At 47.9% G+C, this 26,065-nt stretch carries 26 protein-coding genes; 13 read left to right on the forward strand and 13 right to left on the reverse strand.

All coding sequences use genetic code 11. From position 1 onward, the window contains the following. Positions 1 to 3: 3 nt before the first annotated feature. Positions 4 to 636, forward strand: a complete 633-nt coding sequence (gene vat / locus H6F51_13215) for a Vat family streptogramin A O-acetyltransferase (GenBank protein MBD1823442.1) — start codon at positions 4 to 6, stop codon at positions 634 to 636. A gap of 76 nt (positions 637 to 712) precedes the next feature. Here the strand turns inward: vat and H6F51_13220 are convergent, their stop codons facing one another. The 3 genes from H6F51_13220 to H6F51_13230 form a co-directional block, all read right to left on the reverse strand. After that, a complete protein-coding gene (locus H6F51_13220) occupies positions 713 to 1,066 on the reverse strand; it encodes a DUF1257 domain-containing protein (protein ID MBD1823443.1) in 354 nt (117 codons plus the stop codon). A gap of 159 nt (positions 1,067 to 1,225) precedes the next feature. Then, positions 1,226 to 2,734 (reverse strand): AAA family ATPase, encoded by a 1,509-nt coding sequence (locus tag H6F51_13225; GenBank protein ID MBD1823444.1) that lies wholly within the window; start codon positions 2,732 to 2,734, stop codon positions 1,226 to 1,228. A 71-nt stretch (positions 2,735 to 2,805) separates the two neighbouring features. Next, positions 2,806 to 3,138, reverse strand: coding sequence for a hypothetical protein (locus H6F51_13230; GenBank protein MBD1823445.1), 333 nt, complete (start codon positions 3,136 to 3,138; stop codon positions 2,806 to 2,808). A 169-nt stretch (positions 3,139 to 3,307) separates the two neighbouring features. On the opposite strand from H6F51_13230, the gene H6F51_13235 reads away from it, so the two are divergent. Together H6F51_13235 and H6F51_13240 are read left to right on the forward strand one after the other, a co-directional pair. Beyond that, positions 3,308 to 3,724 carry a hypothetical protein gene (locus H6F51_13235; protein MBD1823446.1) on the forward strand — a complete coding sequence of 139 codons (417 nt, stop codon included), beginning with the start codon at positions 3,308 to 3,310 and terminating at the stop codon, positions 3,722 to 3,724. Between the two features lie 612 nt (positions 3,725 to 4,336). Further along, entirely contained in the window at positions 4,337 to 5,302 is a 966-nt protein-coding gene (locus tag H6F51_13240) for a hypothetical protein (GenBank protein MBD1823447.1), read from the forward strand. Positions 5,303 to 5,471: 169 nt separating this feature from the next. Here H6F51_13240 and H6F51_13245 read toward each other — a convergent pair whose 3' ends face one another. Beyond that, positions 5,472 to 7,340, reverse strand: a complete 1,869-nt coding sequence (locus H6F51_13245) for a diguanylate cyclase (GenBank protein ID MBD1823448.1) — start codon at positions 7,338 to 7,340, stop codon at positions 5,472 to 5,474. A gap of 314 nt (positions 7,341 to 7,654) precedes the next feature. On the opposite strand from H6F51_13245, the gene H6F51_13250 reads away from it, so the two are divergent. Continuing rightward, positions 7,655 to 8,836: a DUF4336 domain-containing protein gene (locus H6F51_13250; GenBank protein ID MBD1823449.1), complete on the forward strand. Its 1,182-nt coding sequence runs from the start codon at positions 7,655 to 7,657 to the stop codon at positions 8,834 to 8,836. Between the two features lie 73 nt (positions 8,837 to 8,909). On the opposite strand, the gene H6F51_13255 is transcribed toward H6F51_13250, so the two are convergent. After that, the gene (locus tag H6F51_13255) at positions 8,910 to 9,590 is read right to left on the reverse strand and encodes a magnesium protoporphyrin IX methyltransferase (protein MBD1823450.1); all 681 of its coding nucleotides are present in this window, start codon (positions 9,588 to 9,590) and stop codon (positions 8,910 to 8,912) included. 345 nt (positions 9,591 to 9,935) lie between these two features. Next, positions 9,936 to 11,054, reverse strand: a complete 1,119-nt coding sequence (gene nagA, locus H6F51_13260) for an N-acetylglucosamine-6-phosphate deacetylase (protein MBD1823451.1) — start codon at positions 11,052 to 11,054, stop codon at positions 9,936 to 9,938. Between the two features lie 38 nt (positions 11,055 to 11,092). Between nagA and purE the strand changes: the two genes are divergently transcribed. After that, the gene (gene purE / locus H6F51_13265) at positions 11,093 to 11,611 is read left to right on the forward strand and encodes a 5-(carboxyamino)imidazole ribonucleotide mutase (protein MBD1823452.1); all 519 of its coding nucleotides are present in this window, start codon (positions 11,093 to 11,095) and stop codon (positions 11,609 to 11,611) included. Positions 11,612 to 11,780: 169 nt separating this feature from the next. Here the strand turns inward: purE and H6F51_13270 are convergent, their stop codons facing one another. Continuing rightward, the gene (locus tag H6F51_13270; GenBank protein ID MBD1823453.1) at positions 11,781 to 12,179 is read right to left on the reverse strand and encodes a response regulator; all 399 of its coding nucleotides are present in this window, start codon (positions 12,177 to 12,179) and stop codon (positions 11,781 to 11,783) included. 153 nt (positions 12,180 to 12,332) lie between these two features. On the opposite strand from H6F51_13270, the gene gyrA reads away from it, so the two are divergent. After that, positions 12,333 to 14,906: a DNA gyrase subunit A gene (gene gyrA / locus H6F51_13275; protein ID MBD1823454.1), complete on the forward strand. Its 2,574-nt coding sequence runs from the start codon at positions 12,333 to 12,335 to the stop codon at positions 14,904 to 14,906. Between the two features lie 145 nt (positions 14,907 to 15,051). After that, positions 15,052 to 15,222, forward strand: a complete 171-nt coding sequence (locus H6F51_13280; protein MBD1823455.1) for a YgiT-type zinc finger protein — start codon at positions 15,052 to 15,054, stop codon at positions 15,220 to 15,222. Between the two features lie 129 nt (positions 15,223 to 15,351). On the opposite strand, the gene H6F51_13285 is transcribed toward H6F51_13280, so the two are convergent. Beyond that, the gene (locus tag H6F51_13285) at positions 15,352 to 15,591 is read right to left on the reverse strand and encodes a type II toxin-antitoxin system Phd/YefM family antitoxin (protein ID MBD1823456.1); all 240 of its coding nucleotides are present in this window, start codon (positions 15,589 to 15,591) and stop codon (positions 15,352 to 15,354) included. Positions 15,592 to 15,784: 193 nt separating this feature from the next. Between H6F51_13285 and H6F51_13290 the strand changes: the two genes are divergently transcribed. The 3 genes from H6F51_13290 to H6F51_13300 all read left to right on the forward strand — a co-directional run bounded on the left by H6F51_13290 (position 15,785) and on the right by H6F51_13300 (position 18,151). Beyond that, positions 15,785 to 16,270 carry an allophycocyanin gene (locus H6F51_13290; GenBank protein MBD1823457.1) on the forward strand — a complete coding sequence of 162 codons (486 nt, stop codon included), beginning with the start codon at positions 15,785 to 15,787 and terminating at the stop codon, positions 16,268 to 16,270. Positions 16,271 to 16,400: 130 nt separating this feature from the next. Then, positions 16,401 to 16,958: a DUF924 domain-containing protein gene (locus tag H6F51_13295; protein MBD1823458.1), complete on the forward strand. Its 558-nt coding sequence runs from the start codon at positions 16,401 to 16,403 to the stop codon at positions 16,956 to 16,958. A gap of 20 nt (positions 16,959 to 16,978) precedes the next feature. Then, a complete protein-coding gene (locus H6F51_13300; protein ID MBD1823459.1) occupies positions 16,979 to 18,151 on the forward strand; it encodes an alpha/beta hydrolase in 1,173 nt (390 codons plus the stop codon). Positions 18,152 to 18,195: 44 nt separating this feature from the next. Here H6F51_13300 and H6F51_13305 read toward each other — a convergent pair whose 3' ends face one another. The 4 genes from H6F51_13305 to H6F51_13320 form a co-directional block, all read right to left on the reverse strand. Beyond that, positions 18,196 to 18,798, reverse strand: coding sequence for a Uma2 family endonuclease (locus tag H6F51_13305; protein ID MBD1823460.1), 603 nt, complete (start codon positions 18,796 to 18,798; stop codon positions 18,196 to 18,198). Between the two features lie 31 nt (positions 18,799 to 18,829). Further along, positions 18,830 to 19,507 (reverse strand): cation transporter, encoded by a 678-nt coding sequence (locus tag H6F51_13310; GenBank protein ID MBD1823461.1) that lies wholly within the window; start codon positions 19,505 to 19,507, stop codon positions 18,830 to 18,832. Positions 19,508 to 19,582: 75 nt separating this feature from the next. Further along, positions 19,583 to 20,023: a cyanase gene (gene cynS / locus H6F51_13315; GenBank protein ID MBD1823462.1), complete on the reverse strand. Its 441-nt coding sequence runs from the start codon at positions 20,021 to 20,023 to the stop codon at positions 19,583 to 19,585. Between the two features lie 193 nt (positions 20,024 to 20,216). Beyond that, positions 20,217 to 20,909, reverse strand: a complete 693-nt coding sequence (locus tag H6F51_13320) for a photosystem II biogenesis protein Psp29 (protein MBD1823463.1) — start codon at positions 20,907 to 20,909, stop codon at positions 20,217 to 20,219. A 135-nt stretch (positions 20,910 to 21,044) separates the two neighbouring features. Here H6F51_13320 and H6F51_13325 point away from each other — a divergent pair, with 135 nt between their 5' ends. Then, complete coding sequence (locus H6F51_13325) at positions 21,045 to 21,497, forward strand: hypothetical protein (GenBank protein MBD1823464.1); 453 nt, start codon at positions 21,045 to 21,047, stop codon at positions 21,495 to 21,497. Here H6F51_13325 and H6F51_13330 read toward each other — a convergent pair. Next, positions 21,469 to 22,722 carry a VWA domain-containing protein gene (locus H6F51_13330; GenBank protein ID MBD1823465.1) on the reverse strand — a complete coding sequence of 418 codons (1,254 nt, stop codon included), beginning with the start codon at positions 22,720 to 22,722 and terminating at the stop codon, positions 21,469 to 21,471. The two genes, H6F51_13325 and H6F51_13330, sit on opposite strands and share 29 nt — an antisense overlap. Before the next feature lie 173 nt (positions 22,723 to 22,895). Between H6F51_13330 and H6F51_13335 the strand changes: the two genes are divergently transcribed. Beyond that, positions 22,896 to 23,339 (forward strand): GNAT family N-acetyltransferase, encoded by a 444-nt coding sequence (locus H6F51_13335; GenBank protein MBD1823466.1) that lies wholly within the window; start codon positions 22,896 to 22,898, stop codon positions 23,337 to 23,339. A 63-nt stretch (positions 23,340 to 23,402) separates the two neighbouring features. Continuing rightward, entirely contained in the window at positions 23,403 to 26,051 is a 2,649-nt protein-coding gene (locus tag H6F51_13340; protein MBD1823467.1) for a phospholipid carrier-dependent glycosyltransferase, read from the forward strand. The last annotated feature ends 14 nt before the right edge of the window (positions 26,052 to 26,065 follow it).

Below are 26,065 nucleotides of genomic sequence, written 5' to 3' on the forward strand. Positions count from 1 at the left end.
ATCATGTATGGAGCAGACCCAAAAGATAAGCATCCAATGAAGGGATTTCCGCAAATCTGCTTCATTCAAAATACGGTGTCAAATCCCAATATCATTATTGGTGATTATACTTACTACGATGATCCAGAGGATTCAGAAAATTTTGAGCGCAACGTTCTATATCATTTCCCATTCATTGGCGATCGCTTAATCATTGGAAAATTCTGTGCTTTGGCAACAGGAATTAAGTTCATCATGAATGGTGCAAATCACAAATTGAGCGGGTTCTCGACTTATCCGTTTGACATCTTTAACAACGGTTGGGAAAAAGTAACTCCTCAACCTGAAGAACTCCCCTACAAAGGCGATACCGTCATCGGTAATGATGTGTGGATTGGTTATGAAGCGGTGATTATGCCAGGAGTGAAGGTGGGAGACGGAGCCATTATTGCTGCAAAATCTGTCGTGGTCGGTAATGTGTCACCCTACACGATCGTGGGGGGCAATCCAGCCAAGCCTATTCGTCAGCGCTTTGACGATGACGTAATCCAATCGTTGCTTGAAGTTGCTTGGTGGAATTGGGACATTGAGAAAATTACGCGCAACCTGGAAACGATCGTAGCAGCAGATATTGAAGCCCTAATCAATTGCAAGTAAGTAGCCTAATCGCTCAAACAAAAAAACGGGTTAACTGTAAGAAGTTAACCCGCCAGCTTGGGAACGCGCAGAGAAACTATTTTTGAACAACCAATTTCACGTTTGCATTGTTCAAACCAGGGCGCTTGACTTCAGCCAAGGTCTTGTTCACAGCGTACTTCTGGTTGATCGAGTTGATCAGCTCAGTTTGGTTGTGCTTCTTCGCAACACCCCAGAGGTCAGCGATCAGGTCAAACGAACCATCAGCGTTACGCGACCAGCCCAAATCATATTCGCCGTCGAGAACTGCAACAATGTCAGAACGAACGCGCTGACCGTTGTAGCCACGAACATCAGCTTCGGTCTTAACCGAGATGCCCAGATCGCGAAGCGAGGACTTGAGGATTTCAGCGTCGGTGATTTTGGTGCGAAGAGTGCTAAAGTGAGACATTTTAGGTTTCCTCCGTGGAAAGTTGATAACAACGACAACGTTTAGGTTTTAGATGTTTTGTAACTCCAAGTACTTGCGTACTCAAGTTGCAAAACAGGTGTTCATACTGCTGGACGGTTGCCCAGCCCTTTGTCCTGTGGGAAGCAGGACAAAAGCCTTTTAGAACTCAAGTCGCTGATATTCAGCAACTGAGGCTGCCGCAGGTCGCGCACGCTGCCTAGCCCAATCCCGAAGGGCTGTAACCTGCTCAGTCATTGTCTTGGACAGCGGCAGAGTCGCTCTCGATGCCGCGATGATGTCCAACTGGGTAAACTCTCGATCTTGAGCGAATGCCTCGTACATGGCTGCCACTAAGGCTTGCTCAATTTCCGCTCCCGAAAAGCCGTCGCAGACGTTTGCGAGTTGGTCGAGATCAAAGCGTTCGATCTCTCGGCGGCGTTTCGCGAGGTGAATTCGGAAAATCTCTTTACGCTCTTCAGCGGTCGGGAGGTCAACGAAGAAGATTTCGTCAAATCGACCTTTTCTAAGGAATTCTCCCGGAAGGCGCTCGACTCGGTTCGCAGTCGCCATCACAAACACTGGAGAGGTTTTCTCTTGCATCCAGGTGAGGAAGGAACCAAAGATCCGACTGGAAGTCCCGCCATCAGAATCGGCTGAGCCAGTGGTTCCAGCAAATGCCTTATCCATTTCATCGATGAAAAGGATCGCGGGTGAAATCGATTCCGCAGTTTTGAGCGCGTTGCGGAGGTTCGCCTCCGATCGACCCACCATTGAGCCGTCGTAAACTCGACCCATATCTAATCGCAGGAGAGGCAAGCCCCACAGCCGTGAAGTCGTCTTGGCAATCAGTGACTTTCCGCAACCGGGAACACCCAGAATTAGCATTCCTTTAGGTTGGGGCAGTCCATACTCTCTTGCTCTTTCGGTAAAGGCATCGGATCGCTGTCTTAACCAGTGCTTCAGTTCATCGAGTCCACCCACCGAATCGATCGTTTCATCTTCTTCGATGTACTCTAAAATGCCATTGCGTCGAATCAGTTGCTTTTTCTCAGAAAGAACAATGTCAACTTCTTCTTCGGTTAAGCGTCCGGCAGTTACCTGAGCTTTACGATAAACTTTTTCTGCCTCGTCGCGGGTCAGACCTAACGCCGCTTTTAGAAGCTTTTCGCGGGTCTCGGTCGTAATCCGGCGAGTCCGAACTTGATCAAGCTGAGCGGTGAGAACTTGATTCAACTCAGCCATGTTGGGGAGTGGGAAGTCCATCACAACGACTTCTTTCTCCAGCTCGATCGGGATGTTTTGCATCGGAGACATCAGCACGATCGCTTTTTGCGTTCCTTTGAAGCTGGCGATCGCGTCACGCAACCACCGAGTCACCGCAGGGGAATCAATAAACGGGTGCAAATCCTTGAAAACAAAGATGCCGGGTTCGCGCTGTCGCATCACCCACTCGATCGCAGCTTCTGGAGAAACTGTGTTGTGCTGGGTCACGCTGCGAGGCTGACCATACTCCACAATTCCGTGAGTCACTGTCCACAAATACAACCGCTTGGAAGGTTTCGTCTGAGCAAGAATCGAGATCGCTTGCTCTGCCCGCTCTTCTTCCGAAGTTACAAGATAAATTAAAGGATATTGAGCCTGTAACAGGATATTTAGCTCTTCTTGCATAACCGCGACCCACTAACAACGGTGCAGATGTGTGAAGCGAACCGATCAGACTGCGAACTCTGCGATGGAAACTAGCAGGGAACGACAACCTTCTCTTCGCTGGAAGACCCGATCGAAACGGTCGATAGCTCATCCTGAGTAACAGCGTTCGAGGAGTGCCCTAAAGCAGTCAACTCGCCGTTTCGCAGGACTACCGGAGTGGTACAACTGGGACAGTCGTAAATCCGATGGGTTTGACCATGAGCTTCTTCTTGCTGCTCGACAACCTCCGGGTATGTGAGGTAAAAGTCGAGCGCCCTCTCTGCGAGGACTGACATCGCCTCTGAACTCATCGCCGCTTGGATTTTTAGCTTGCGGTGCAATTCGGGCGGGAGATACAACGTAACTTTCTGCTTGTCTTGCATAGAACTTTCAGTCGTTTTACCCGGGTATGCAATTACGATATCTGGCATATCTGGGGCTGTCAAGACGGTATGCCAGCATGACGGCAATATTGTTACATTCATTTACATTATGAAGCAGGGTTTGAGTTGGATTTTGGTGGGAGTGATTGGGCTGACAAGCTGCAATGGCTTGCCGTGGGAGCGATCAAGTTCTCAGCAGGACAGTCTTCCTGACCGCTGGCAGACCTACCGGAATCCTCGATTTGGTTTTGAGTTTTTGTATCCGGAGGGCTGGATTGATTCGATTCCACCGGAAAATCAAGACGGCATTGTGTTTAGCGATCCGAAGAATGCGGGGTTTGAAATTCGCAGTTGGGCGCAGTTAAAGCGATCGACTCAAAAATCGCAGCCGACGAACTTTACAACGGCGCAGGGGATACCCGGACGATTAGAGGTGAAGGTCGAGGCGCAGACTAGCACGATGATGTTAACGATCGACCATAAAGACGTGAGATATCACTGGCGCGGCATTGCTCCGAGTGGGCAGTTCAGCAACTACTACCGATTTTTCTCGTTTATTGCTACTCGGTATCGAGTTCCGAATTAGAGGGATTGTTGAGAGCGATGGGGTTAAATCAACCTTCTGTATAAAGCGAAGAATATATGGAAAGTTTCTGTATATGCAGCCGTAAGAGCGTACTATAAAAAATCTTTCTCCATATTGCTCTGCACCAGCGTGATAACCCGAAGTAATTCATTCTAGTCAGCCAATTTGGGACGCTATGCGGAAAAATTCAGTGCAGTTAGACCGCTAATCTTTCTGTGGGGCGTAGCGAGAGATGATCGGTGAGTTTGCGATGACCAAGCTATTACGAGTTCTCTCCGAGGGCATCGTTAGGGCATTATTTGGTGAGGTGCAATCAGCTTTGCTGCTGTCCGCTGCACACGTGAAGGTTAAGTTGTAAAATTAATAAGATTTCCTGATACCTAGATTTAGCTTGGTATATAACTCAATTAGAGTAGTTGAACACTGAATCAATTTGCGCCAAAACTTAAGAAACAGAAGCAAACTTGTCGATTAACAATTCGTTTAACTCCCATGAGAGGCTACTTAGGAAAACTACTGGAGTGGTTCAAAACCCTCCTTCGGAGATTGAAACGATCCCGCGATCAGAAGCCAAAGTATACGCTTCTGACCCGAAAGTCGTCTGAAGCTGAGTTGGAAAAATCTGTAGGTGAGTCTTCCTCCTTTTCAGCAAAGGTAGAATCACCTGATGAACAAGCTAACCCACAGCCACCTCCTTCCATAGAAATAGATACGTCTCAGAAGCCGGCAAATTACCCACCAATGCCACAACGGGATCTTCTGATTGATAGACCATTTGAGGTTAAGCCGTCTCAGAAGCCGGCAAATTACCCACCAATGCCACAACGGGATCTTCTGATTGATAGACCATCTGGGGTTAAACCTGAACAGGATAGAGCTAGCTCGCCTGCGGCTTCAATACAAGAAGAAAACACCTCTGTTCGTGTTACTCCACAGTCATCAACATTTAGAAATAAAACTCAATATACTGATAAATTCAGCCGAAAGCGTCCATATATCAAATGTCATGTTGACAAGCTTGAGAGAATTGTGAATTCGGAATGGAATAATCCGGATGTTTTGAGGGAAGTACATCATGAGTTACAGTTCCGAACTCGAAAAAAAGCTCGAACTTTGCTCGCCCGTATTTCAGCAAGATTAACAGAGTTAAAGGACACAAAAACATTTGTTTGGCCAACTACCACTGCAACAGTAAAGGTTGGATCAAAAAATTTATCTGAAGATGTTTTCAAATATGAGGAAGGACTTCTGAAACTCTATGGGTATAAAGTTGGTGTAAATGGGCTACCAGAAAATCAACGTAGGCAGATTCTTGATGATATCTTCTTGCATTCTTTGCCATCCATAGATAACGTCGCCTACTTAAGTGAGTGGGGTCAACTAGGTACGGCTAAGAGACTGAAAAAGCTAGCTGACTCTATTGCAGCATTTACACGCAATGCGAGACGCCGTAACGCAGGTGCTTTTGATAAGGCAATTCGGGATTGGGAAGCTGACTTAGCTTATTTGAAGCGCACTTACTATGATGAGCGATTTAGTTTTCAATGGCCTCGGACAAACACTGCGAGTCGTGAGTAGCATGGTTTAACAATGTCCATGTACCCGACCGGAGGTTTTCTGTTAGAGTCTAAGGCTGTTAGCGGCAAGTGATGGGCAACGTTAGTTCGGATTACGATCGCTCCCAATATTCTTCGCCAAAGCGCGATCGCGCTACTTTCAGGCTGATACCCAAGACGAGCGATCGTAACTATATGCCAATGACTTTGAGCGTAATGCGATCGCGCCCCTGTCGCTTTGACTCGTACAAACCTTCATCAGCGGCTTGAATTAAATCGTTTACCTGCAAACTAGGATTGGGAAGACAGATCGCAACGCCCAAGCTAGCAGTTACATAAGCCGCAACGGAAGAACCGGGATGGGGAATTCGCTTTTGATGGAGTCGCTGACGAATCAGTTGGGCAATACGAACCGCTCCTTCCGCATCTGTATCCGGTAAGATGACAACAAATTCTTCACCGCCATAGCGTGCAACCACATCCCCAGCGCGATTCACGACCGTCAGGAGTAGGTTGGCAAATTGAATCAGGCAGGCATCCCCAGCTAAGTGCCCGTAAGCATCGTTGTAGCGCTTGAATTCATCGATATCCAGCAAAATTAGGGAAAGGGGTTTCTGGATACGGCTACAGCGTCGCCATTCTGCTTCAGCCGATTCCTGAAAATGAAGTCGATTCGGAATCGCAGTAAGACTATCTCTGCGAGCTTGCAGTTGAAGTTGTAATTCCATTTTTTTGCGATCGCTAATATCCATCACAATGACCCCCACCTTGGAAGGTGCATGATGAGTCGATGTAATGGGGAAATAGGAGGTTAACCAGGTACGCTTCACTTCTGGCTGTACAGGACTTTTACCACTTTCCTCCTGATTTAAAACGGGTTGCCCAGTCATGAGCACCTTTTGATAAACGGGTTCCAGGTTGGGAGCCAAATTCGGAAGCACCTGCCAGATGGTTTGACCTAGATGTCGCTCGATCGACAAACCATTCATCTTTGACAGGAGTTGGTTAATCCGCACGTATCGCAACTGGTGATCCACAATCCCTAAACCGACTGGAGCTGCTGCAAAAAAACCATCGAGAGTTGCCTTGCTCTCCTGCAACTCAGCCGTCCGCTCTTCGATTTGCTGCTCTAAAGAGTCCAGCGTTCGTTCTAGAGCCAGCTCCGCTGCTCTACGCTCCTGGATCACCGCCCCCAATACTAATGTCGTAATAGAACACACGGCAATAAACGACTGCAACAACAACAGGGAACCTGTTGTAGAGTTGGTTATGAATGATCCCAATCCCTGAGAGGTCATCACGATCGCGATCACCGAGATGATGCAAACCAGTACACTGGTGAAAAATCCACCGCACCGAAAAACTGACCAAATTAAGATAGGCAAGAACGTATATTCAATGGGATAGTTCTGAATAAACACGACCCAACCGATCACCAGGCTCAGTCCTAAAGCGAGAACCATCCCGCAGAACTGAGCGCGTGAACAAAATCTCCCGTTTGATCGCCACAGGAGTAGAGGAGGGGTGAACAGCAGATGAGCCAGCATACTCGCCAGCCACCAGGTCAACCAAGCGACACCATAGTCTATCCACGGCGTAAGCTGTACTGAGCACGTAGAAGTAATCCCGATCGTGGCGGATAACATCGGCGAAACTACTGCTGCTACGATAAAACCGTTCACAGACTGGACTTGATTAAATGCAGGCGACGTACCGGTTAACCGTTTAATGAGGGCAACGCCAGCAGCTGGCTGAAGGCAATTAGCAACAACGCATACAAGATTTAGGAAAACGAAAACAGGAATTGAAAGGGGCGGCTCTACTTTGAGAAAATCCGGTACTACCCCAATCAGTGACCCTAGAGCAATCCCTGGAAATGCCAACCATCCACACCAGGTAAAAAATGCCAGAGTTAATCCGGAGGGCAACCAGATAGCGGTCACTTTACCTGGTAAGGGGGCAAAAACTAGACAAAGGGTAGCGGAAACGCTGTAAGCGATCGCAATGCTCAAAGTAACAATGACCCATTTCACTATCTGGTTCAACCTAGTAGAGGACATAGCTGACAATCAATTCCCAAGTAGAATGAATCACTCGCACAACTTATCACACGTTCAAATGCCAAAATTTGGGTGATAATTCGGGATGAGCAAGAGGAGCGCGATCGACCCACACCGTATCTTCCACTCTATGCGGAATGAGGAGACACCGATAGAGACCTCGAAGTGCTTCAGATTTTCGGAACAGAAGGAAAAGCTTTTAGACGCTTACTCTGTGGTTCGGTATTGGTAGCTTGACCGCGTTTATTTCTGAATGCGCTATCGTTTCAGGATGCGTGAGAGACTAAATCAAGTGAACAAGAGTTTAGGCAATGATGCGATCGGTGCAAAACAGTCAAATCAGTCCGCGTGAACGATCGTGGTTTTATTGGTTTACAGTGCCAATTTATCCCTATAGCCAGCGTCGGACGATCAGGCGCGAAGTCGTCGAAAATGCTGTTTGGATATTTGAACAGCTTCAGGGAATTTTCTACGTTGTTACACCGATTCGGATGACGGTTGTAAAGCTTGATGCAGGTGGGCTTTTAGTATATGCGCCTGTTGCCCCAACTGTTGAATGCTTGCGATTGCTGGATGATGTTGTTTCCGTTCACGGTGATGTTAAATATATTATTCTCCCAACTGCTTCGGGTTTAGAGCATAAAGTATTTATTCCACCATTCGCTCGGAAGTTCCCTAATGCTCAAATTTATGTTGCACCCGACCAATGGAGCTATCCAGTTAATCTACCGTTGTCTTGGTTGGGATTTCCTCGCGATCGGACGCATTTACTCGATGGTCGATCGGTTCCCTTTGGCGATCAGTTTGAGTATGCGAAATTAGGCCCAATTCGATTGGGATTAGGCCCGTTTGAAGAGATTGCCTTGTTCGATCGACGCTCTAAAACACTGATGGTGACGGATTCTGTTGTATCGGTTCCAGAAGTTGCGCCAGAAATCCTGCAAATTGATCCTTACCCGTTGTTGTTTCATTCGCGTGAGACGGGAGCGGAGGGCATTGAAGATACCGAAGCCAATCGCCGTAAAGGCTGGCAGCGCGTTGCATTATTTACGTTTTACTTTCAACCCAGTGGTTTAGAGGTTGCCGATTTAGTTCCGTCGGTACGTGAAGTCGCCAAAGCGCCCGATCGCTCGAAAAAAGCCTTTTTCGGTTGGTATCCGTTCCACTGGAAAGCAGGGTGGCAGCGATCGTTTGAAGCATTGCGAAAACATCGATTGATCGTTGCGCCAATTTTGCAGAGATTGATCCTGAATCGGGAACCGCAGATCGTGATTGATTGGGCGGAAAAGGTTGCTAGTTGGGACTTTGAGCGCGTGATTCCCTGTCATTTGGAGGCACCGATCGCAGCCGATGCTAAAGAGTTTCGGGCGGCGTTTAACTTTCTAGAGAAGAACGGCGATCGAACTTTACCTGATCAAGATTTTGAACTGTTGAAACAACTTGAACAGGGCTTGATTAAAACGAAAGTGACACCCCCACCAAAAGACAAGATCTAGAGAAACAGGATAAGGAATTTTCCCTATCCTGTAGGCGCTAAACGATACAGGGCTGGATCTAACTTACGTATATTTAACGCACCGCCTCTAACATTCGCGAAAAATAGAATTTCGTACTGGTCATTGCTGTGCGCTTAACCTTAAAGCCACAGCTTTCCAGCACTTTCACAATATCGGCTTCACGATGCTGATAAGCGCGAGTGGTTTTACTAGGGCCCGGAAAAAACTCTCCGATCCGCTTCAGAATCGTTAGCAAAAAGGTTTTTGGTGCAAAACTCAAAACCAAACGATCGTCCGCCAAACTTGCCAAATGCTTGATCATCTCTGTCGCTTGTTCCGTCGGATAGTGAATCAACACATCCAAACAAACAACCGTGTGATACTTGCCGCTCAGTGTTTCTAAGTCTTGTACAGCGAAAGCCGGATTGTCTTGAAGCCCAAGTTCGCTCGCTCGCTCCTTTGCTTCACCCACCATCTTTTCGGAAATGTCGCTAGAAAACAGCTTCGCGCCTTCTTGCGCTAGCGGAATGCTCAAACTTCCGACCCCGCAACCCGCATCACAAATGGTTAAACTTGCTAAATTTCCATCACTTCTGAGCCAGCCAAGCAGCGTATCAACCGTCTGTTGATGTCCAGTGCGGATATCAAGCTGGACTTTATTTACCTCACCATCGCCATAAATTCTGCGCCAGCGATCGAAGCCCGTTGCGTTGAAATACTCACGCACTTCGGTTTTATCATCGACTCCGTTCATAAATCTGTGTTTCTTTTTGTTGATTCCCTTTTACCTATCGTATTACTCGATCGTCCCCGGCCTACGAAAAAGTTAAACGAGCCAGTCCGCAGCAATTTTTCTCAATTAGCAATCAAGAGAATTTTTGAATTGCTAATAATTTCTGTAGAAACATGAGGTTCTGATGAAATTTTGATGTAGGGGCACCTATGGCACAAATCACTCAGGTATTCTACGGAGAGGCAAAACCCCAAATACCTCAACAGTGGCTCGTGATTCTACGGGTTTGTTCGAGGCTGTGAGGGAACTTTTGCTTTGACAAGTCAATCTGAGTATCTTGGGGGCACCTGAACCGTGCCCCGTTTTTTATGCAAGCTTTTTATCAAACGTGAGTCGCTGCGGTGCGATCGTTCCATTTTTTCGCCATCTCAAAAAATTAGCAGGTTGCTTCAGGAAAGAATGAGGTAGATTGATCGCAGCGCGTGGAGCGGTTGTTGCAAGCGCGATCGCGGTTCCAAGATCACAGATATTCCAGTTCACTAAATTTTGCACCCCAGACAAGAGTGATCGCGTCGTTCCCGCAAGTGTGCCATCAAGTAATCTTGCTGTTCCGTGAATCACCTCAATCTCACGCGAATCCCAAGGGTAGCGCCCATCGGGTAATCCAAGCGGCGAAAGCGCATCGCTGACCAAAAAAATTCCACGATCGTACTGACTAGAGCGCAGCAAAATCTCGATCATGCTCGGTGAAACATGCTGTCCATCTGCAATCAAACCGCAGTACACACTCGGATTAATGATCGCGGCTCCGAGCAGTCCGGGTTCCCGGTGGTGCAAACTCGGCATCGCGTTAAAAGCATGTGTCACCATCGAAGCGCCCTGATCAAAGGCTTGCTGCGCTTGCTCCGCAGTGGCTTGCGAATGTCCCAAACTCACCGTAATTCCCAAAGATTTGAGATATGCGATCGCTTCACCAGTTGGATCAAGTTCGGGAGCCAGCGTGATCACTTTAACAATTTCCGCATAATCACCTAACACCCGCTTTACAGTTTCCACATCAAGCGGCAGAAGAAATTCTTCGGGATGTGCGCCGCGCTTCTGTCGATTGAGAAAAGGCCCTTCGAGATGGACACCCAGGATTTGAGGTAGGTTAGAGTCGGAAAGAACCGAGAGCGATCGTTGGATATTGTCGATTGAAGTCGTAACGATCGTCGGCAAAAATCCATCCACACCTTGATTCCAGAGAAACTGACAAATTTTCTCTAACTGGTCGCAGTTTTCCGAATTGAGATCTGGAAATGCTAGTCCCAATGCACCATTAATCTGTAAATCAATACCGCCCAGAGAAATCCAATCCCCGACAACATCAACGATCGGAGCCGTTATTTCAATCCGAGGCGCAATCTCTAAAACCACCTCATCGATCAAAATTTGCTGCAATCCTTGGAAACCGGGTACTTGAGCATTGATAATCAAAAAGCGCATTTGTCACACTTGATTGCATTCGTTTTGGATCTTCGCATATGACTCAGCCGTTGATTGGAATTATTATGGGCAGCGACTCGGATCTGCCGACGATGCAAGCTGCGATCGCGGTTTGCGAAGAATTCGGTGTCCCTTGCGAGGTCGAAATTGTCTCAGCCCATCGCACCCCAGAACGGATGATGGAGTACGCAAAACAGGCACACACAAAAGGTTTGAAAGTTATTATTGCCGGGGCAGGAGGCGCAGCGCATTTGCCAGGAATGGTGGCATCGATGACAGCTTTACCTGTGATCGGCGTTCCGGTACAAACAAAAACGCTGCAAGGTGTGGATTCGCTGTACTCGATCGTGCAGATGCCGGCTGGAATTCCGGTGGCGACGGTTGCGATCGGCAATGCCAAAAATGCAGGACTCCTCGCGGTGCAAATTCTCGCAAGCCACGATGCCGAGTTATTTGCCAAAGTGCAAGGTTACCGTCAAAGCCTTGCAGAAATGGTACGCGGAAAACAAGCGAAACTTGATGAATTGGGCTACAAACAATATCTAACAGAATCTTAAACGACCCACACATTCAACCTTCAATCTCATCCCAAACGAACAAGTACAGCTTGATCTCGCTTATCAGATCCGGCGCTTTCTCAAGGGCTACAACCTAGCCCCTGAATCACTCGACCGGGGCAAATCGCGCTAGAATAGTACCAATGTATCGATGCGAAACGCCATGCCGTTACGATTTCGGCAGCAACGCCATGATCTGATCCACAAAGGCTTGATGATCAACGACAGGCTTCGAGATATATCCATCTGCACCGCTTTGCTTCAGAAAGTTCTCTCGATCGCCCTCCATCGCGTGTGCTGTCACCAAAATAATCGGCAAGGTTACAGTTTTGGCATCGGCTTTCAGCAGTTGAGTCAACTGAATTCCATTCATCGCCTTACCTTGGTACATACTGCGAGAGAGAGACACATCCATCAAGATAATGTCTGCCTCTCCGGACTGTGCAATCTGAATCACTTCGTCTACATTCTCAGTATGCTTGACTGCCAGACCTCCGCGTTTTGTCAGAATTTTGGAGAAGACCCTCGCGTTAATCAGATCATCCTCCACAATCAGAACGGTTTGCATTATAAATTCCTCTTACGAAATGCACTGGATACGGCAAAATAGAACGATTGTAAGGTAGCTCAACTGTATTAGTATTTTCAGGCAAGAGCGATCGACCCTTCGGAACCCCCAAAACTCCGACTATTGTAAAAGTTCAGCAGGATAAATAGGCTCATGGCGCGGACGCAACCTCAATCACAACAGTTAAACATTCTCCCAACCGGACAGGTGATCCCAACTGCTCTACATACGGAGATGCAGCAGTCCTATCTAGAATATGCCATGAGCGTGATCGTAGGACGTGCGCTGCCGGATGTCCGCGATGGTTTAAAGCCTGTTCATCGTCGTATTTTATACGCGATGCACGAATTAGGCTTAACTCCCGATCGACCTTACCGTAAATGCGCCCGTGTCGTCGGGGATGTCTTAGGTAAATATCACCCGCACGGCGATCAGGCGGTTTACGATGCGCTGGTGCGAATGGTGCAGGATTTTTCTAGTCGCTATCCGTTAGTTGGGGGTCACGGAAACTTTGGATCAGTTGATAATGATCCGGCTGCGGCGATGCGATACACCGAGACGCGACTCTCTGCGATCGGGAATGAAGCTTTATTAAATGAAATTGGCGAGGCAACGGTTGATTTTGTTGGTAACTTTGATAATTCACAACAAGAACCAACCGTATTACCCGCGCAGTTACCGATTCTGTTGCTAAATGGCAGTTCAGGGATTGCGGTGGGGATGGCGACGAATATTCCACCCCATAATTTAGGTGAAGTTATTGATGGGTTGGTGGCGTTGATCGATCGACCTACCTTATCAGATGATGAATTACTCGCACTAATTCCGGGGCCTGACTTCCCTACAGGCGGCGAAATTATTGACACAAATGGAATTCGAGAAGCTTACTTAACCGGACGCGGAAGTATTCCCGTTCGCGGAATTGCTAATCTTGAAGAAGTTAGCACTGGACGCGGCAAGCATCGTAGAAGCGCGATCGTGATTACAGAGTTGCCTTTCCAAGTGAATAAGGCAGGGCTGATCGAAAAGATTGCGGAACTTGTGAACACAGGCAAGATCGAAGGCATTGGGGACTTGCGGGATGAGAGTGATCGCGAGGGGATTCGCGTGGTGATCGAACTGCGCCGCGATGCGAATCCTCAAAAAATTCTTAACCTGCTCTACCGGCAAACTCCACTGCAAACCAATTTCGGCGTAATTTTGCTGGCGTTAGACAATGCTCAACCGCGCCAAATGACGCTGCGAGAATTACTGAATTCATTCTTATTGTTCCGCGAAACCACCCTAACTCGGCAATATCGCAACGAATACGAGCAAGCCGAAAGCCAACTTCACATTGTTGAAGGTCGATTAAAAGCGTTGTCGAACCTTGATGACGTGATTCAAATTCTGCGGAATGCTCCAGATGGCGGCACTGCTAAACTTCAGCTGCAAGAGCGGCTAGATTTGAGCGATCGACAAGCCGATGCAATTCTTTCGATGCCGCTGCGTCGTCTCACCGGAATGGAGCGTCAAAGCCTGCAAACCGAGCATGACGAACTTGTTGTGAAAATGCAGGAGTTGAATAAGCTCCTCAGCGATCGCCGTGAATTACTGAAAGCGCTGAAGAAAGACTTACGATCGCTAAAGAAAAAATACAGCGACGATCGACGAACTAAAATCGTTGCGGCTACAGAAATTGCAGCCGAAGTCAGCGAAAAAGATGATGTTCCTGCGGCAAAATCAACAACAAATTTATCATTTGAGTTTGAGGAAGAAGAACAGTCCGCAGTCGTGGAAGTGACACGGCGCGGATATGTGCGGCGAATGACTCCGAAAGTGTACGATCGCGTCAGCAAGAATCGCAACGATGACACCGCCACGAAAGAACTTGAAGACGGAGACGATTTCGCAACGCAAACCGATTTCACCACCACAGGTAAAACGCTAGTTGTGTTTACGCGCAGTGGAAAAGCTTTTGCGGTGAAAGTCCGCGACATCCCACAAGCGAATAACGGCAAATCGAAAGGCACACCGCTTGTAACTCTCCTGCCACCTGCCGCACAAGCAGAACCGGATTCGATCGCAGGCACGTTCATCCTGCCAGACGCGATCGAGGATCAATTTGTCCTGCTGCTCACCGAACAAGGACGCATCAAACGATTACCACTCTCTGAATTTACAGATTTAACCGGGCGGGGACTCACCGCATTGAAGCTCAAAGAGGGCGATCAGCTTTTGTGTGTGAGTCCGGTGCAAGTCGGAGAACAAGTCTTACTCGCAACTTCAAGCGGACGAGTCTTAAGATTTGAGGTGAACGATTTGCAGATTCCGATCGCAACTCGCACCTCTCAAGGTCAAACCGGAATGCGCGTTTCTAAGAAAGAACAGATTGTCGGTTGGGCGATCGCTAACGAAGACGATACGTTTCTGATGATTTCTGATCAAGGTTACGCGAAACACATGGAGGTGAGAGCCTTACGTCGAGCAAGCGCGGGAGAACTCGGAACCCAATCCTTCCACTTCAACAACAAAACCGATGTAGTGGCAGGAATCGTTGCCGTATTACCTCAATCGCTGGTGTTCCTGTTAACGAATGAGAATCACTTAGCGCGGATTGATGTAGACGAGATCGATCTGAGCGCGAGAGACGATCGTGGTAGTCGAGTCGTCAAACTGAGCAAAACTGAGCGGGTGACTCATGTAAGTTTGCCTGTGCTGTATGGAGACGAGGAAGCGATCGAATAGATCGATGTTGCGGTGGGCAGATGGCTAAATCTCTGATCACCGCGACACAAATGAATTAAAGCTGCGACTTAAAGGATCTTGTTAGCTTAGGTAGCGCAAAAAAATGATTTGTGAATCTTGTAGCGGACAACCTATCTTCAGAAAAGTGAGACGACAACATTGGCTAAACGACAGCCTCTACATTGTTGAAAATGTTGATGCTGAAGTTTGTCCAGACTGTGGAGAGCGCTATTTTCATGCCACCGTTTTAGACAAAATCGATCGACTACTCACCGCAGAACATATCCGGTCAAGCAGCTCTCCGCAAGGAGCATGACTTCCCAGATGGTGATAGGACTTAACCATAATTCAGTGTCGGAGTCTGAGATTATATTCTTCAAGTTCTGGGAAAGTTGTGGGTCATCAAACAGATACCAGAGTCAAATATGCGTATCCAGCAGGATTTTTATTGCAGCACTTCCCAAGGCTGCTCAATGGGAGAAACGATATCACCTAAAATTTCACCACGACCTTTCATACATCCAGCAGCAGGACGGGGCTTATGAGATTGCGCTGGAGTGATGATCGCAATAGGTTTGCCCTCATGAATTACAGTGAGGGGTGTATTGGTTCGTTGAAGTTCTAGTTGAAGTTCTAACAGTATTGCTTGCAGAGCTTCAGGAAGCTCATTCGTCGTAATCGTCATTGAGTTAGATTAAATGAATAAACTCTATGTTTATTCGTTACTCATTTTCTTGAGTTGATTTGAGGCATTCGCGATCGCACCCTCACACGACGAAATGTAACAATTTGTCAAGGCAAATGAGAGAATCCCCTTTCGCATCGTGCCCGAAACTCGGTAAACTACAAAGTGACTTCTGAGATACTGCAATAACAACATGAGCGTAGTTAGCCAAGTTATCCTACAAGCCGACGACGAGCTTCGTTACCCAACGAGAGGCGAACTCAACGGGATAAGAGAGTTTTTTCAAACCGGAGAACAGCGCACTCGGATCGCGAGTGTTTTGTCTGAGAGCGAAAAGAAAATCGTAGAACAAGCCAGCAAGCAATTGTGGAAAAAACGCCCCGATTTCATTTCTCCGGGCGGTAACGCTTACGGAAACCGGGAACGGGCGCTGTGTTTACGCGATTACGGCTGGTATTTACGCCTAGTGACTTATGGCATCCTCTGCGGTAGCACTGACCCGATCGAGAAAATTGGCGTGATCGGTGCGCGGGAAATGTACAACGCGCTCGGTGTTCCAGTTCCGGGAATGGCAGAGGCAATTCGTTGTCTCAAAGAAGCTTCTCTGGGTCTCCTGAGTGAAGCTGATGCAACAGAAGCGGCTCCCTATTTCGATTTCATTATTCAAGCGATGTCATAAGGCATTCAACTTATCGACTCCCCGGAGTCTCTGGCAGACGATCGTGACACTATCGCGGCGTTTTTGGAGGCTTTGGGGAATTTTGCTTTTTAAAGTTCCGAAATTTTATAGAGATTGATTGGAGAAAAAGATGACTGCTGTTGAAGTTTTATCGTTCTGGTTCGGGGACAAGCTAGAAATGCGGAAGGAATGGTTTACCAAAAATCCAATTTTTGATGCAGAGGTACGATCGCGCTTTCTCCCCCTTTACGAGCAAGCCGCATCGAATCAGCTTGACGACTGGAGCAGTTCTCCCGAAAGCTGTTTAGCGTTGATCATTGTGTTAGATCAATTTCCGCGCAATCTGTTTCGGGACACACCTCGATCGTTTGCGACAGATACTAAAGCATTAGAAATTGCGAAAGATGCGATCGATCAGCAGTTTGATCAGCAAGTTGCCCCAGTCCAGCGATTCTTCTTCTATTTGCCGCTCGAACACAGTGAAAATCTCGACGATCAAAACGAATCAGTCCGTTTATTTGAGCAATTTAAAGGCAATCCTGAGTTAGAAGAAATTTACGATTACGCTTTGCGCCATCGAGCGGTAATCGAGCAGTTTGGGCGGTTTCCTCACCGCAATCAAATTCTGGGTCGTTCTTCTACGCCAGAAGAAATCGAGTTCCTGAAACAGCCCGGATCGTCGTTCTGAAATCTTTTTAAGCCAAAATCATGAACATTGCCGCTGACACGATTCCCACGCTTGAGCAAATCAATCAAACGAAATCTGCGATCGATGCCTATATTCAATCTCTCAATCAGAATCCTGATGGTAGAGACGGTGCACTGCCGTATTACTTATTTCACGAACCGGGTCGATCGATTCGCGGCACGGTAATGATTTTTCACGGATTCAGCGCCAAACCGCATCAAATGTGGCGATTGGCAGATTATCTCTTTCGCAATGGGTTCAACGTTTATCAACCCTCGATCGCAGGACATCCGCTCATCAATCCAGCCAAAAACTGGTGTCAGGTCGATCTCAAGCCCGAATATGCAGAACCGATTAAAGAAAAGGTGCAAAAAGATCCGGTGCTGCAAGCGTATATCAAAAACTTCACGAATAATCCAGGAGCTACCCGTCCCGGATTTATGCAACAGATGGGATTGATGGCGCGATTAGTCATGATTGAGCCGCAACTGCTCGATATTATCAAAGCGCTAGAATTGCCCGATGATCCAGATTTCGATCGCTATTTCATTTCTTCGCATTTACGCTATCTCACCGAAGCGCAAGCAAGATTAAACGAACTTGCGGCAATGCCGGGAGATATTTTCACGGTGGGCTTGTCGGTTGGCGGTGCGGCTGCCTTGGGATTAGCGGCATCGCGTCCCGATCGCGTCCGGAGAGTGGTTGCTTATGCGCCCTTGCTGAAGATCTACGGGGAAGAACGGCGGCGCTATGTGAACTTAGCAGGCCCGTTGGACATTAGCGAATCGGGTTGGGATGCGAATTTGAGATTTCCGGTTGGATGTCTGACGGCTGCCGATCGCTTTGGGAGCAGCATGGTTTTGAGTGACAAATCGGTGCGATCGCTCTCAAACATTCCCACGTTCTTAGTCTTGACTGAGAACGAAGATGCAGCCGATATCGAAACGAATCAAGACTTTTACCAGCGCATCGGTGGAGAAGGCGAAGGACATCGATTTTTCCTGTATCCCAAAGAAGATCTCGTGCCGCATCCGATGGTTGATCCAACTGAAGTCAGCCAAAATATGAGTAATCGATTCTGGCAGAGCCTGTATCAGGAGACGTTCCGCTTTTTGACTGCTGGACGAGTAAACACGACTAACTTGCATAGCATTGAGCAAGATCCAAATTTACCGATCGTGCCTCCTGTTTAATTGCAGTTGCGATGGGTGCTTTCTGAACACAGCGATAAAAGCACTCATCGCCCAGCGTTGAGAATTTGTTCTGCGGTAAGTTGCAAGTGTGGAAATGTGAGAGAAATGACGCAATTGCTCCCCTGAAATCGCTTGACTTGATAGACTCCATCCACCAACGAGTACACGCTAACGGTCGGACGTTTCGGAGAACCAATATACTTTGCTGCTCCAAACGGATCAGGATCAACAATCCAATATTCTCGAATTCCTTTGTTTTGGTATTCTGTCACCTTCTCGCGGTAGTCTTGCAGCGCAGTGCTATCGCTCACAACCTCCACGATTACAATGGCAGCAGTCGTTAAGATAGCAGGTCGATCAATAGATTCTTCAACTGCTTCGATTGGCACGATCGCGACATCTGGAAGGCGAGAGGTGTTTTCTTCTGTTTGCTGTCCAGGATCGCGATGTGCTTCCCAGGGGAGCTGTCGCCGAGTAATCTCATCGTCGAATGCGCGTTCTAGAAATTTAGCAATTCGATAATGTAACCAAACAGGCGGAGTCATTAGCTGTAATTCTCCCCGGACTAATTCGTAGCGCTCTTGACTTGTTTCACAGAAGTCCAAATATTCCTGAAAAGTCAGTTTCTTCGTCTTTGCGATGTTCATGCGATCGTGCCTCGCCACTCCGGTAAGACAATCATAGCGAGCGTCGTAGTTCTTGAATACTCTGACGAATTAGGGGAATCGTTGACACTAAGATTAATCCGGCGATCGCTAAGCTAATCGCGCCATCTGCCCACATCCAATGAAAAACAGCAACGGAGAGCGCTGCAACAATCACCCCAATCGCTCCTAACGCGTCCGCGACAACGTGCAAAAATGCCGCACGTAAGTTCAAATCGTGATCGCTGCCTTGATGCAAGATTGCAATATTAATACCATTCACCGCTAAACCAACGATCGCAGTAATTAGCATCGGTAAGCTAGAGATCTCAGGTGATGTTGTTTGAAACCGGGCGATCGCTTCCCACATAATCCACAGCGACACTACGATCAGTCCAACTCCGTTTAGCAAAGCTGCCCAAGTTTCCGGCGAGCGACTCGGTTTGATGGTAACGGTATTCTCGCCGATCCAGCCCCACTGCATCGGAGCCTGAGCCATCCGCGTCGCTAATAATGCCAACACCAGCGCAAAACAATCAGACACTAAATGTCCTGCCTCCGCCACCAGCGCGAGACTGTGACTCGATACGCCGATCGCGCCTTCAACTCCGGCAAAGCTGCCTACCACAATCAGCGCAGATAAAAGCTGACGTTGCTTGGTTTGGGGATCGTGGACAGGACAGGCACAATTGAGAGAATGAGGAGCGTGCATCGGCATCTCAACGAATACAACGGGATCATTGACTGTGACCAGTGTAGATGAGTTTCCGCTGAACGCTCCAGAAATCTACCACTTCTTATAGGGCAGGAATTTACCATTCATGGTCAAAAGGACGCGATCGCCCTTCGGATCTTCGATTTTCTCGATGTCGAGGGTGAAATCGATCGCGCTCATGATGCCATCCCCGAATTTTTCATGAATGACTTCTTTGATCGGCATTCCGTAGACCTGCATGATCTCGTAAAAGCGATAAATCAACGGGTCAGTCGGAACAACAGGGCCTAAACCTTTCACAGACGATTGAGTGAGTTCTGAAGCAAGATCCTGACTCAATCCCAAAGCGTGTAATAGCTTTGAGGCTTCATCTTCAGAAGCCGTCGCTTGGCGGTAAAACAGGGACGCAATCCAAACTTCGTCGCGTCCGAGCATGGCTTCTAGATCGGCGAAGCTCAACCCCTTTTCCTTTTTTGCGGCTAGGAGTTTTTGTGTGATTTCTGGGATAGTCATGGGATGTATCAAATTCGGGTCGGTTCTACTTGTAGGCGAATTTGATCCTATAGATTTGTTGCGATCGCTACCGTTCGATCATTTGGAGCGATCACGATTCCTGCCAAAATAAATAGAGACAAGTCACCGACTTGTCTCTACCATCGTTTGGATTTCCCGACACAATCCAGGAATACAGCAATTAAGATTCAGTTTAAGACTCAGTAGTTGCCTCGTCTTTCGAGGGTTCGACAGTTTTTGCTTGGGCGCGTTCCTCGCGTTTCTTGCGATCGGCAGCCAGCGCATCTGCAATCACCGCTTGAATCTGCGTCATTTTCTCCAGATTGCTGCGGTACAGTTCCAAATCTTTTTGCATCTTGTCTTGCGACACGTTCAAGGCTTGACCGACTTGTTTTAAGGCTTCAGTTAGTTTGGCAGTATCCTTGACCGAATCGGGGCTAGCCGTTTCGAGAACCGTGTACAAACCAACCGCAAATAAACGGCTGTATTTGAACTTCGGATTTGATGCGATCGCGGCTAGCACCTCGCGAAACTCACCCGCCTTGTCGGGAATTACAAGGTTCTCCCAAGGATTTTGCGATGCGGCAGAAAGTAGGTGCTGGGCATCGTTGCGATACTGTTGCGGATCGGATTCGAGGGCGCGACAGAGCGAGCTGAAAATCGATTCTTTGTCGGCTTCAGGGCGATATCCCTGCATAAAGCGATCGAACGTCGTCACCACACCCAGCGCATAGAAGGGGTCGTAGCGGAAGTCCGTGTTGACGGCAAGCAGGTGCATTTCGACCATCAGTTCTTCCACCACTCGCCGGAAAATCGAATTCACCGGACGGGTGTGCAGATTGTAAAACGATCGCTTGGTATCAGAAACGGTACGAACACTATTCACGGGATTTTTCGGGGATCTACGTTAAACCATTGTAGAGGGTAACGGGAGATCGATATTGTTTTTGCCGCGATTCGCTCTCAATTTAGAAATTGTGATCTGTCAGAATTGTTCAAATTAGTTTTAAGGGAGATGGGTATGAAAACGGTGGCGACGGTAGCGCTGGCGCTTGCAGTGTTGGGTCAGGGTGTAGCTATCGCAGCGCTACCCGATGTGGAGACGTATGAATTTGTGACTAAAAAATACAATTTGCTGATGCGTCAGAGCCGCGATGGCTGTGTTTTTTATGCTGATCCAGAATTTATCGTCGCGCGAAGCGAAAAGCCCGATCGCTCCGATAAAAATATTCGTCAACTGATTGTGTTGCAAACGATGACGAAAGACGGCGGTTCGGCTTGTAGTGGTGTGTTTCAGTTTCAATATGCAGATGTGAATTGCAGAACCAACACAGTCACCTACACGGATGGTGTTGGTTCTCCCGCAACTTGGAAAACGGCTAGCTATTCTGATCCCGCAATGGCTAAGAAAATCTGCGCTTTACCGACGGTTGAATTTGCCACGCCTACTCAGAATCTGCCACCCGCAAGATAGTTTTCGAGACTAATCGCGTTTTTTTGCGATCGGCTTCCGATAGTTCTCCGCCTGCATTTAACTGAGTTGCGTTATTTTGCAAAACGGTTGCGGCATTGCGATCGCCCAGTTGAAGCGCGGTTTTTGCCGCCGTTTGCAGCATTGTGACAGCACCTTGACGATCGCCCTGCTGTAATTTCGTTTCGGCGATTTGGGTTTGGCGGTATTTCGCAAGTGTCAAGATATTCTGCTGAACTTCTGGATCAAGTTTGGGTTGATATTGTGCTTGCGAAGCGATTTCGACGGGGAAGGTTTCGGACGCGAATCCGGTCTGTCTTGCTGCGGGATCATCGTATCTAATCTGAACTGCGGCGATCGTGTTTTTCCCTTCGGGTAACTGATTGACATAAAGATTTGCCAGAATTACACGGGGCGCATTGGTCATCAAGTCGCCTAATCGGACGATCGCCAAATTTCCTTCTTGCTGTACCAAAAGTTCGATCGTTTCGGGAGCAACTTGAGCGATCGGTTTAAGTTCTGCAAGCCGAGTTCCAGGAGCCAGCGTGAGGTGCAGAAACGCATTGGTAAGTCCGATTGATTGAATGCGATCAAACAGTCGTCCGAATTCTGTTACCGCTTGTTCAGGTTCCTGAATGTACGAGAGCGCTCCACCACCCGCATCGGCAATCTTTTCTAAAACATCTTGATTCCAAGAGTCGCCAAATCCAAGGGAATTGATCGATAAACCCTGATTGGTGGCAACTTGAGCCAGCTTGAGGCAGCGATCGTTATCGCCATGCTCGTTTTCGCCATCGGTGAGGACAAACAGTTGCGAAATGGCTTCTCTTTTACCTTTAGCAGTTTCTTCGATGCCCAATCGAATGCCCTCGTCGATCGCTGTTCCGCCTGCGGCTTCGAGGCGATTTAATGCTGCTTTAAGACGGTTTGGATCATCGACGATTTGATTTGGCAGGAGAACTTTGGCTTTGTGGTTGAACGTGACGATCGACAGCCGATCTCCTGGTGACAAGCGATCGATTAATCGTTCTGCGGCTTGCTTGACGGTTGAGAGCGATCGTCCTTCCATCGAACCGCTTTGATCGAGTACTAGACAGAGATTAAGCGGCACTGTGCGACCGGAGGAACTGGGGAGCGCTTCAATTGCGATCGAAAGTTGTCGTTGGCTACTTGATTGAGCAGCGTCTAGATGAGCATCACTCAGCGCACACTTTAAACCGACTTGCATTGCAATCACTCCATCTGTGGAGAATTCAAACTTGCTAACAACTACAGCTTATCTCAGGCATTCTCCGCATTCGAATTCCCGCCTTTGGAGTCAGTCATCTTGACGAAATTTGCCCCAGATCAATTAGTATCTTTTAAGTCTGCATTGCTCAGGTTGTCGCTCAAACATTATTCATGCAAGCCAATTCTCTCGTCATTAAAGTCGCATTGTTTGAGCGCGATTACAGCGATATCGTCGCGATTCGGACACGGGTTTTTCAGGAGGAACAAGGAGTCGATGCAGCGCTGGAATTTGATGGGCGGGATCAAGCCGCGACGCATTTTCTAGCGTATTGGGGAGAAAGAGCGATCGCGACGGCGCGGATTCGATTTCTAGATGCAAAGACTGCAAAATTGGAGCGGCTTGCAGTTTTAGCGACCTTCAGAAATCAGGGAATTGGTAGAAAAACTGTAGAAACTGCTCTAGAATTTTTGGCTGATAAAAACATCTCTGATTTACGCATTCATGCTCAAACCTCGGTCGTTGCGTTCTATCAGCAATTAGGATTTGTTACGGAAGGTGAGGAGTTTGAAGAAGCGGGGATTCCGCATATCAAAATGAACTACAAATTTCCGTGACTAATGAACTACAAATGAACTACAAATTTCCGTGACTTTAGTGAACTGGGATTGACGGGAGTGATTGCAAAGCAGCAAGAGCAAAAGTGGGTAAAAGGCTTCTGGGTCGTGGCAATCGCTTGGGCGATTGGGGCCGCGATCGATCGCATTTGGTTTGCCGTTGATCGATCGATTCCTGCCTGGGATCAAGCCGAATATCTAACGGGCGCAATGAACTTTTGGCGGGCTTTTCAGCAGCCGGATTGGTTTTCTCAGGCTTGGTGGACAAGCGTTTGGTTGCTTTCTTCTAAAATGCCACCACTTGTGTATTTAACTACTGCACCATTTATTCATTCATTCGGTTCTGGACAAGATCGATCGACGCTCGTTAATTTGCTATACAGTGCAATTCTACTTGCATCAGTTTATGGATTAGCGGTTCGATTATTCAGTGTTCAAGTTGCGGTCTGGTCGTTGGCATTGTGTCTAATATTGCCTGGATTATATGTAGTTCGGTTAGATTATTTGATCGATTTTCCACTGGTCGCGATCGTTACGCTGACGTTTTTTTGTCTCACACTCTGGGCAACAGAAACAATCACACCTAAATCTCATCATTTGTCGGCGAGCAGTGATCAAGCTGCTTCTGTACCCATTACGCAATCGTTTGCGATCGTACAATCTTTTTCATTTCCAAAGATTCAATCCTTACGATCGTGGTTCTATGCGGTTGCATTTGGAATTTCATTAGGACTTGCGTTTCTGACAAAACAACCTGCACTCTTTTTTCTGTTTACACCGATCGTTTGGCTTAGCATTCTCGCAATCAGAAAAAAAGCATGGCAGCGATTGCTGCAATTAGTCTCAGGTCTCATCATTGCGGCTCTAGTCTGTTTGCCCTGGTATCGAACGAATTGGCTGATTATTCTTACGGCAGGAAAACGCGCAACTGTCGATAGCGCGATCGCAGAAGGCGATCCACCGTTGACCAGTCTGGAGGCTTGGATTTATTACTTCAAGGCTCTACCCGCTTTAGTTTCTGTACCGCTATTCGTCGTGGGCTTGGTGGGATTGTTGCTGTACTGGAAGCGATCGGTGATTCAAGAACAGTGGGAATGGATCGACGGGCGATGGCTGAAAATCGCGGATTATGGTGGTCTGGGCAGACGGGGATACCGCCGCGAGATTCATCACGCTTGGTTGCAGTCGGTTCGCTGGTTATTGATCTTTTTGATTGGCGCGTACATTCTTTGTTCTGCAAATGTGAACAAAGACGATCGCTATATCGCACCCTTGCTACCTGTGTTGGCGATTTTACTCGCACAAGGATTGCTGTTATTTCCCGATCGCTTACGCATTTTTCGCTGGGGCGCGATCGTGCTGTCAACCATTTTTATGATCGCGAATCTATTACCGATGCAATACAGTCCTCGATTTCTGCAAACGGCTCACGCTCGTCATGCAGTGCTTTCGAGTAATTGGCATCAAGCGGATGTCGTGAATGAAGTGATTAGTGCAGAACCATATTTGCAAAGTACGATCGGGGTTTTGCCGTCGCTCCCAGAATTGAATCAGCACAATCTGAATTACGCTGGCATCTTAAGAAATTATCAAGTGTATGGGCGGCAGGTCGGAGCCGATCGAAAGCAGGTTGAACCGGATGCGCGATCGCTCTCCTGGTATGTGACAAAAACAGGCGATGCCGGATCAATTCGTCGTCCAGAAGCTTACGCTGCGGTCAGCCGAGCGATTACCAATAGTCCAGATTTCCTGCTGCACAAGTCCTGGGAACTGCCCGACAACAGCAAACTCGAATTGTATCGTCGCTCGATCGCACCCGTGCGCGTCGCACCCTCTCCTCAACCCGCCGAGCAAATCAAACTCGAACAAATTCGCATTCCCAACCAAGCCGCCCCCGGAAAGCCGATGCCGATTACCTACCGTTGGTCAGGTTCTTGGAAGCAGTTACGCTCTGGCTCTGTGTTGCTGACTTGGACGCGAATTGCAGACGATACCACTAAAAAGCCTAGAGAGCGATGGTTTCACGATCACGCGATCGGGCTCGGTACGCTCCATTCTCCCGCAAACTCTGATAACGCTGCTTTCCAAGTCACCGAGAGCATTGCGGCCTTACCGCCCCCGAATGCTGAAGGCGTTTATACATTGACGGTTGCCTATCTCAATCGCGAGACCCAAGCGACTTACGCGATCGACAGTCCTGATGTGCGCTTAACCATCGCTCCAACCGCTACGATCGAATCGCCCGAAGTGGATGCCATGACTCAACTCCGCGCCCTCGCTGCGACCATGCCACAGGGAATTAAGGCGCTCGATCGTATCTTTGCAAAAGTTGGACAACTGAATCAATACGATCCGAATCAAGATTACGTTACACAAGCGAGACAGATTCTAGAATACCGACTACAACAGGAACCGAATAATCTAGAGTTCGCTTATGGATTAGCTTTAGCGAATGTTTTGAAACGGCGGGTACAACCCGCGATCGACGCTTTTGAGCGTGTGACTCAACTCGATGCCAGAAATCCGATCGCTTACGCTTATCTTGCTTTTGTCAATTTGTATGATTTTCGTCCTCATGCAGCACAAAAGGCAATTAATTCTGCGATCGCGCTTGATCCGAAACTCAAAGAACTGCCTACGTTGAATGCTGTTGCTGGATTGATGCAGGGAAATTTGGTACAGGCTTGGCAGGAATATCAGCGATCGCGCTAAAGTTCCGCCCACGA

The sequence above is a fragment of the Cyanobacteria bacterium FACHB-DQ100 genome (assembly GCA_014695195.1).
Classification (GTDB): domain Bacteria; phylum Cyanobacteriota; class Cyanobacteriia; order Leptolyngbyales; family Leptolyngbyaceae; genus Leptolyngbya.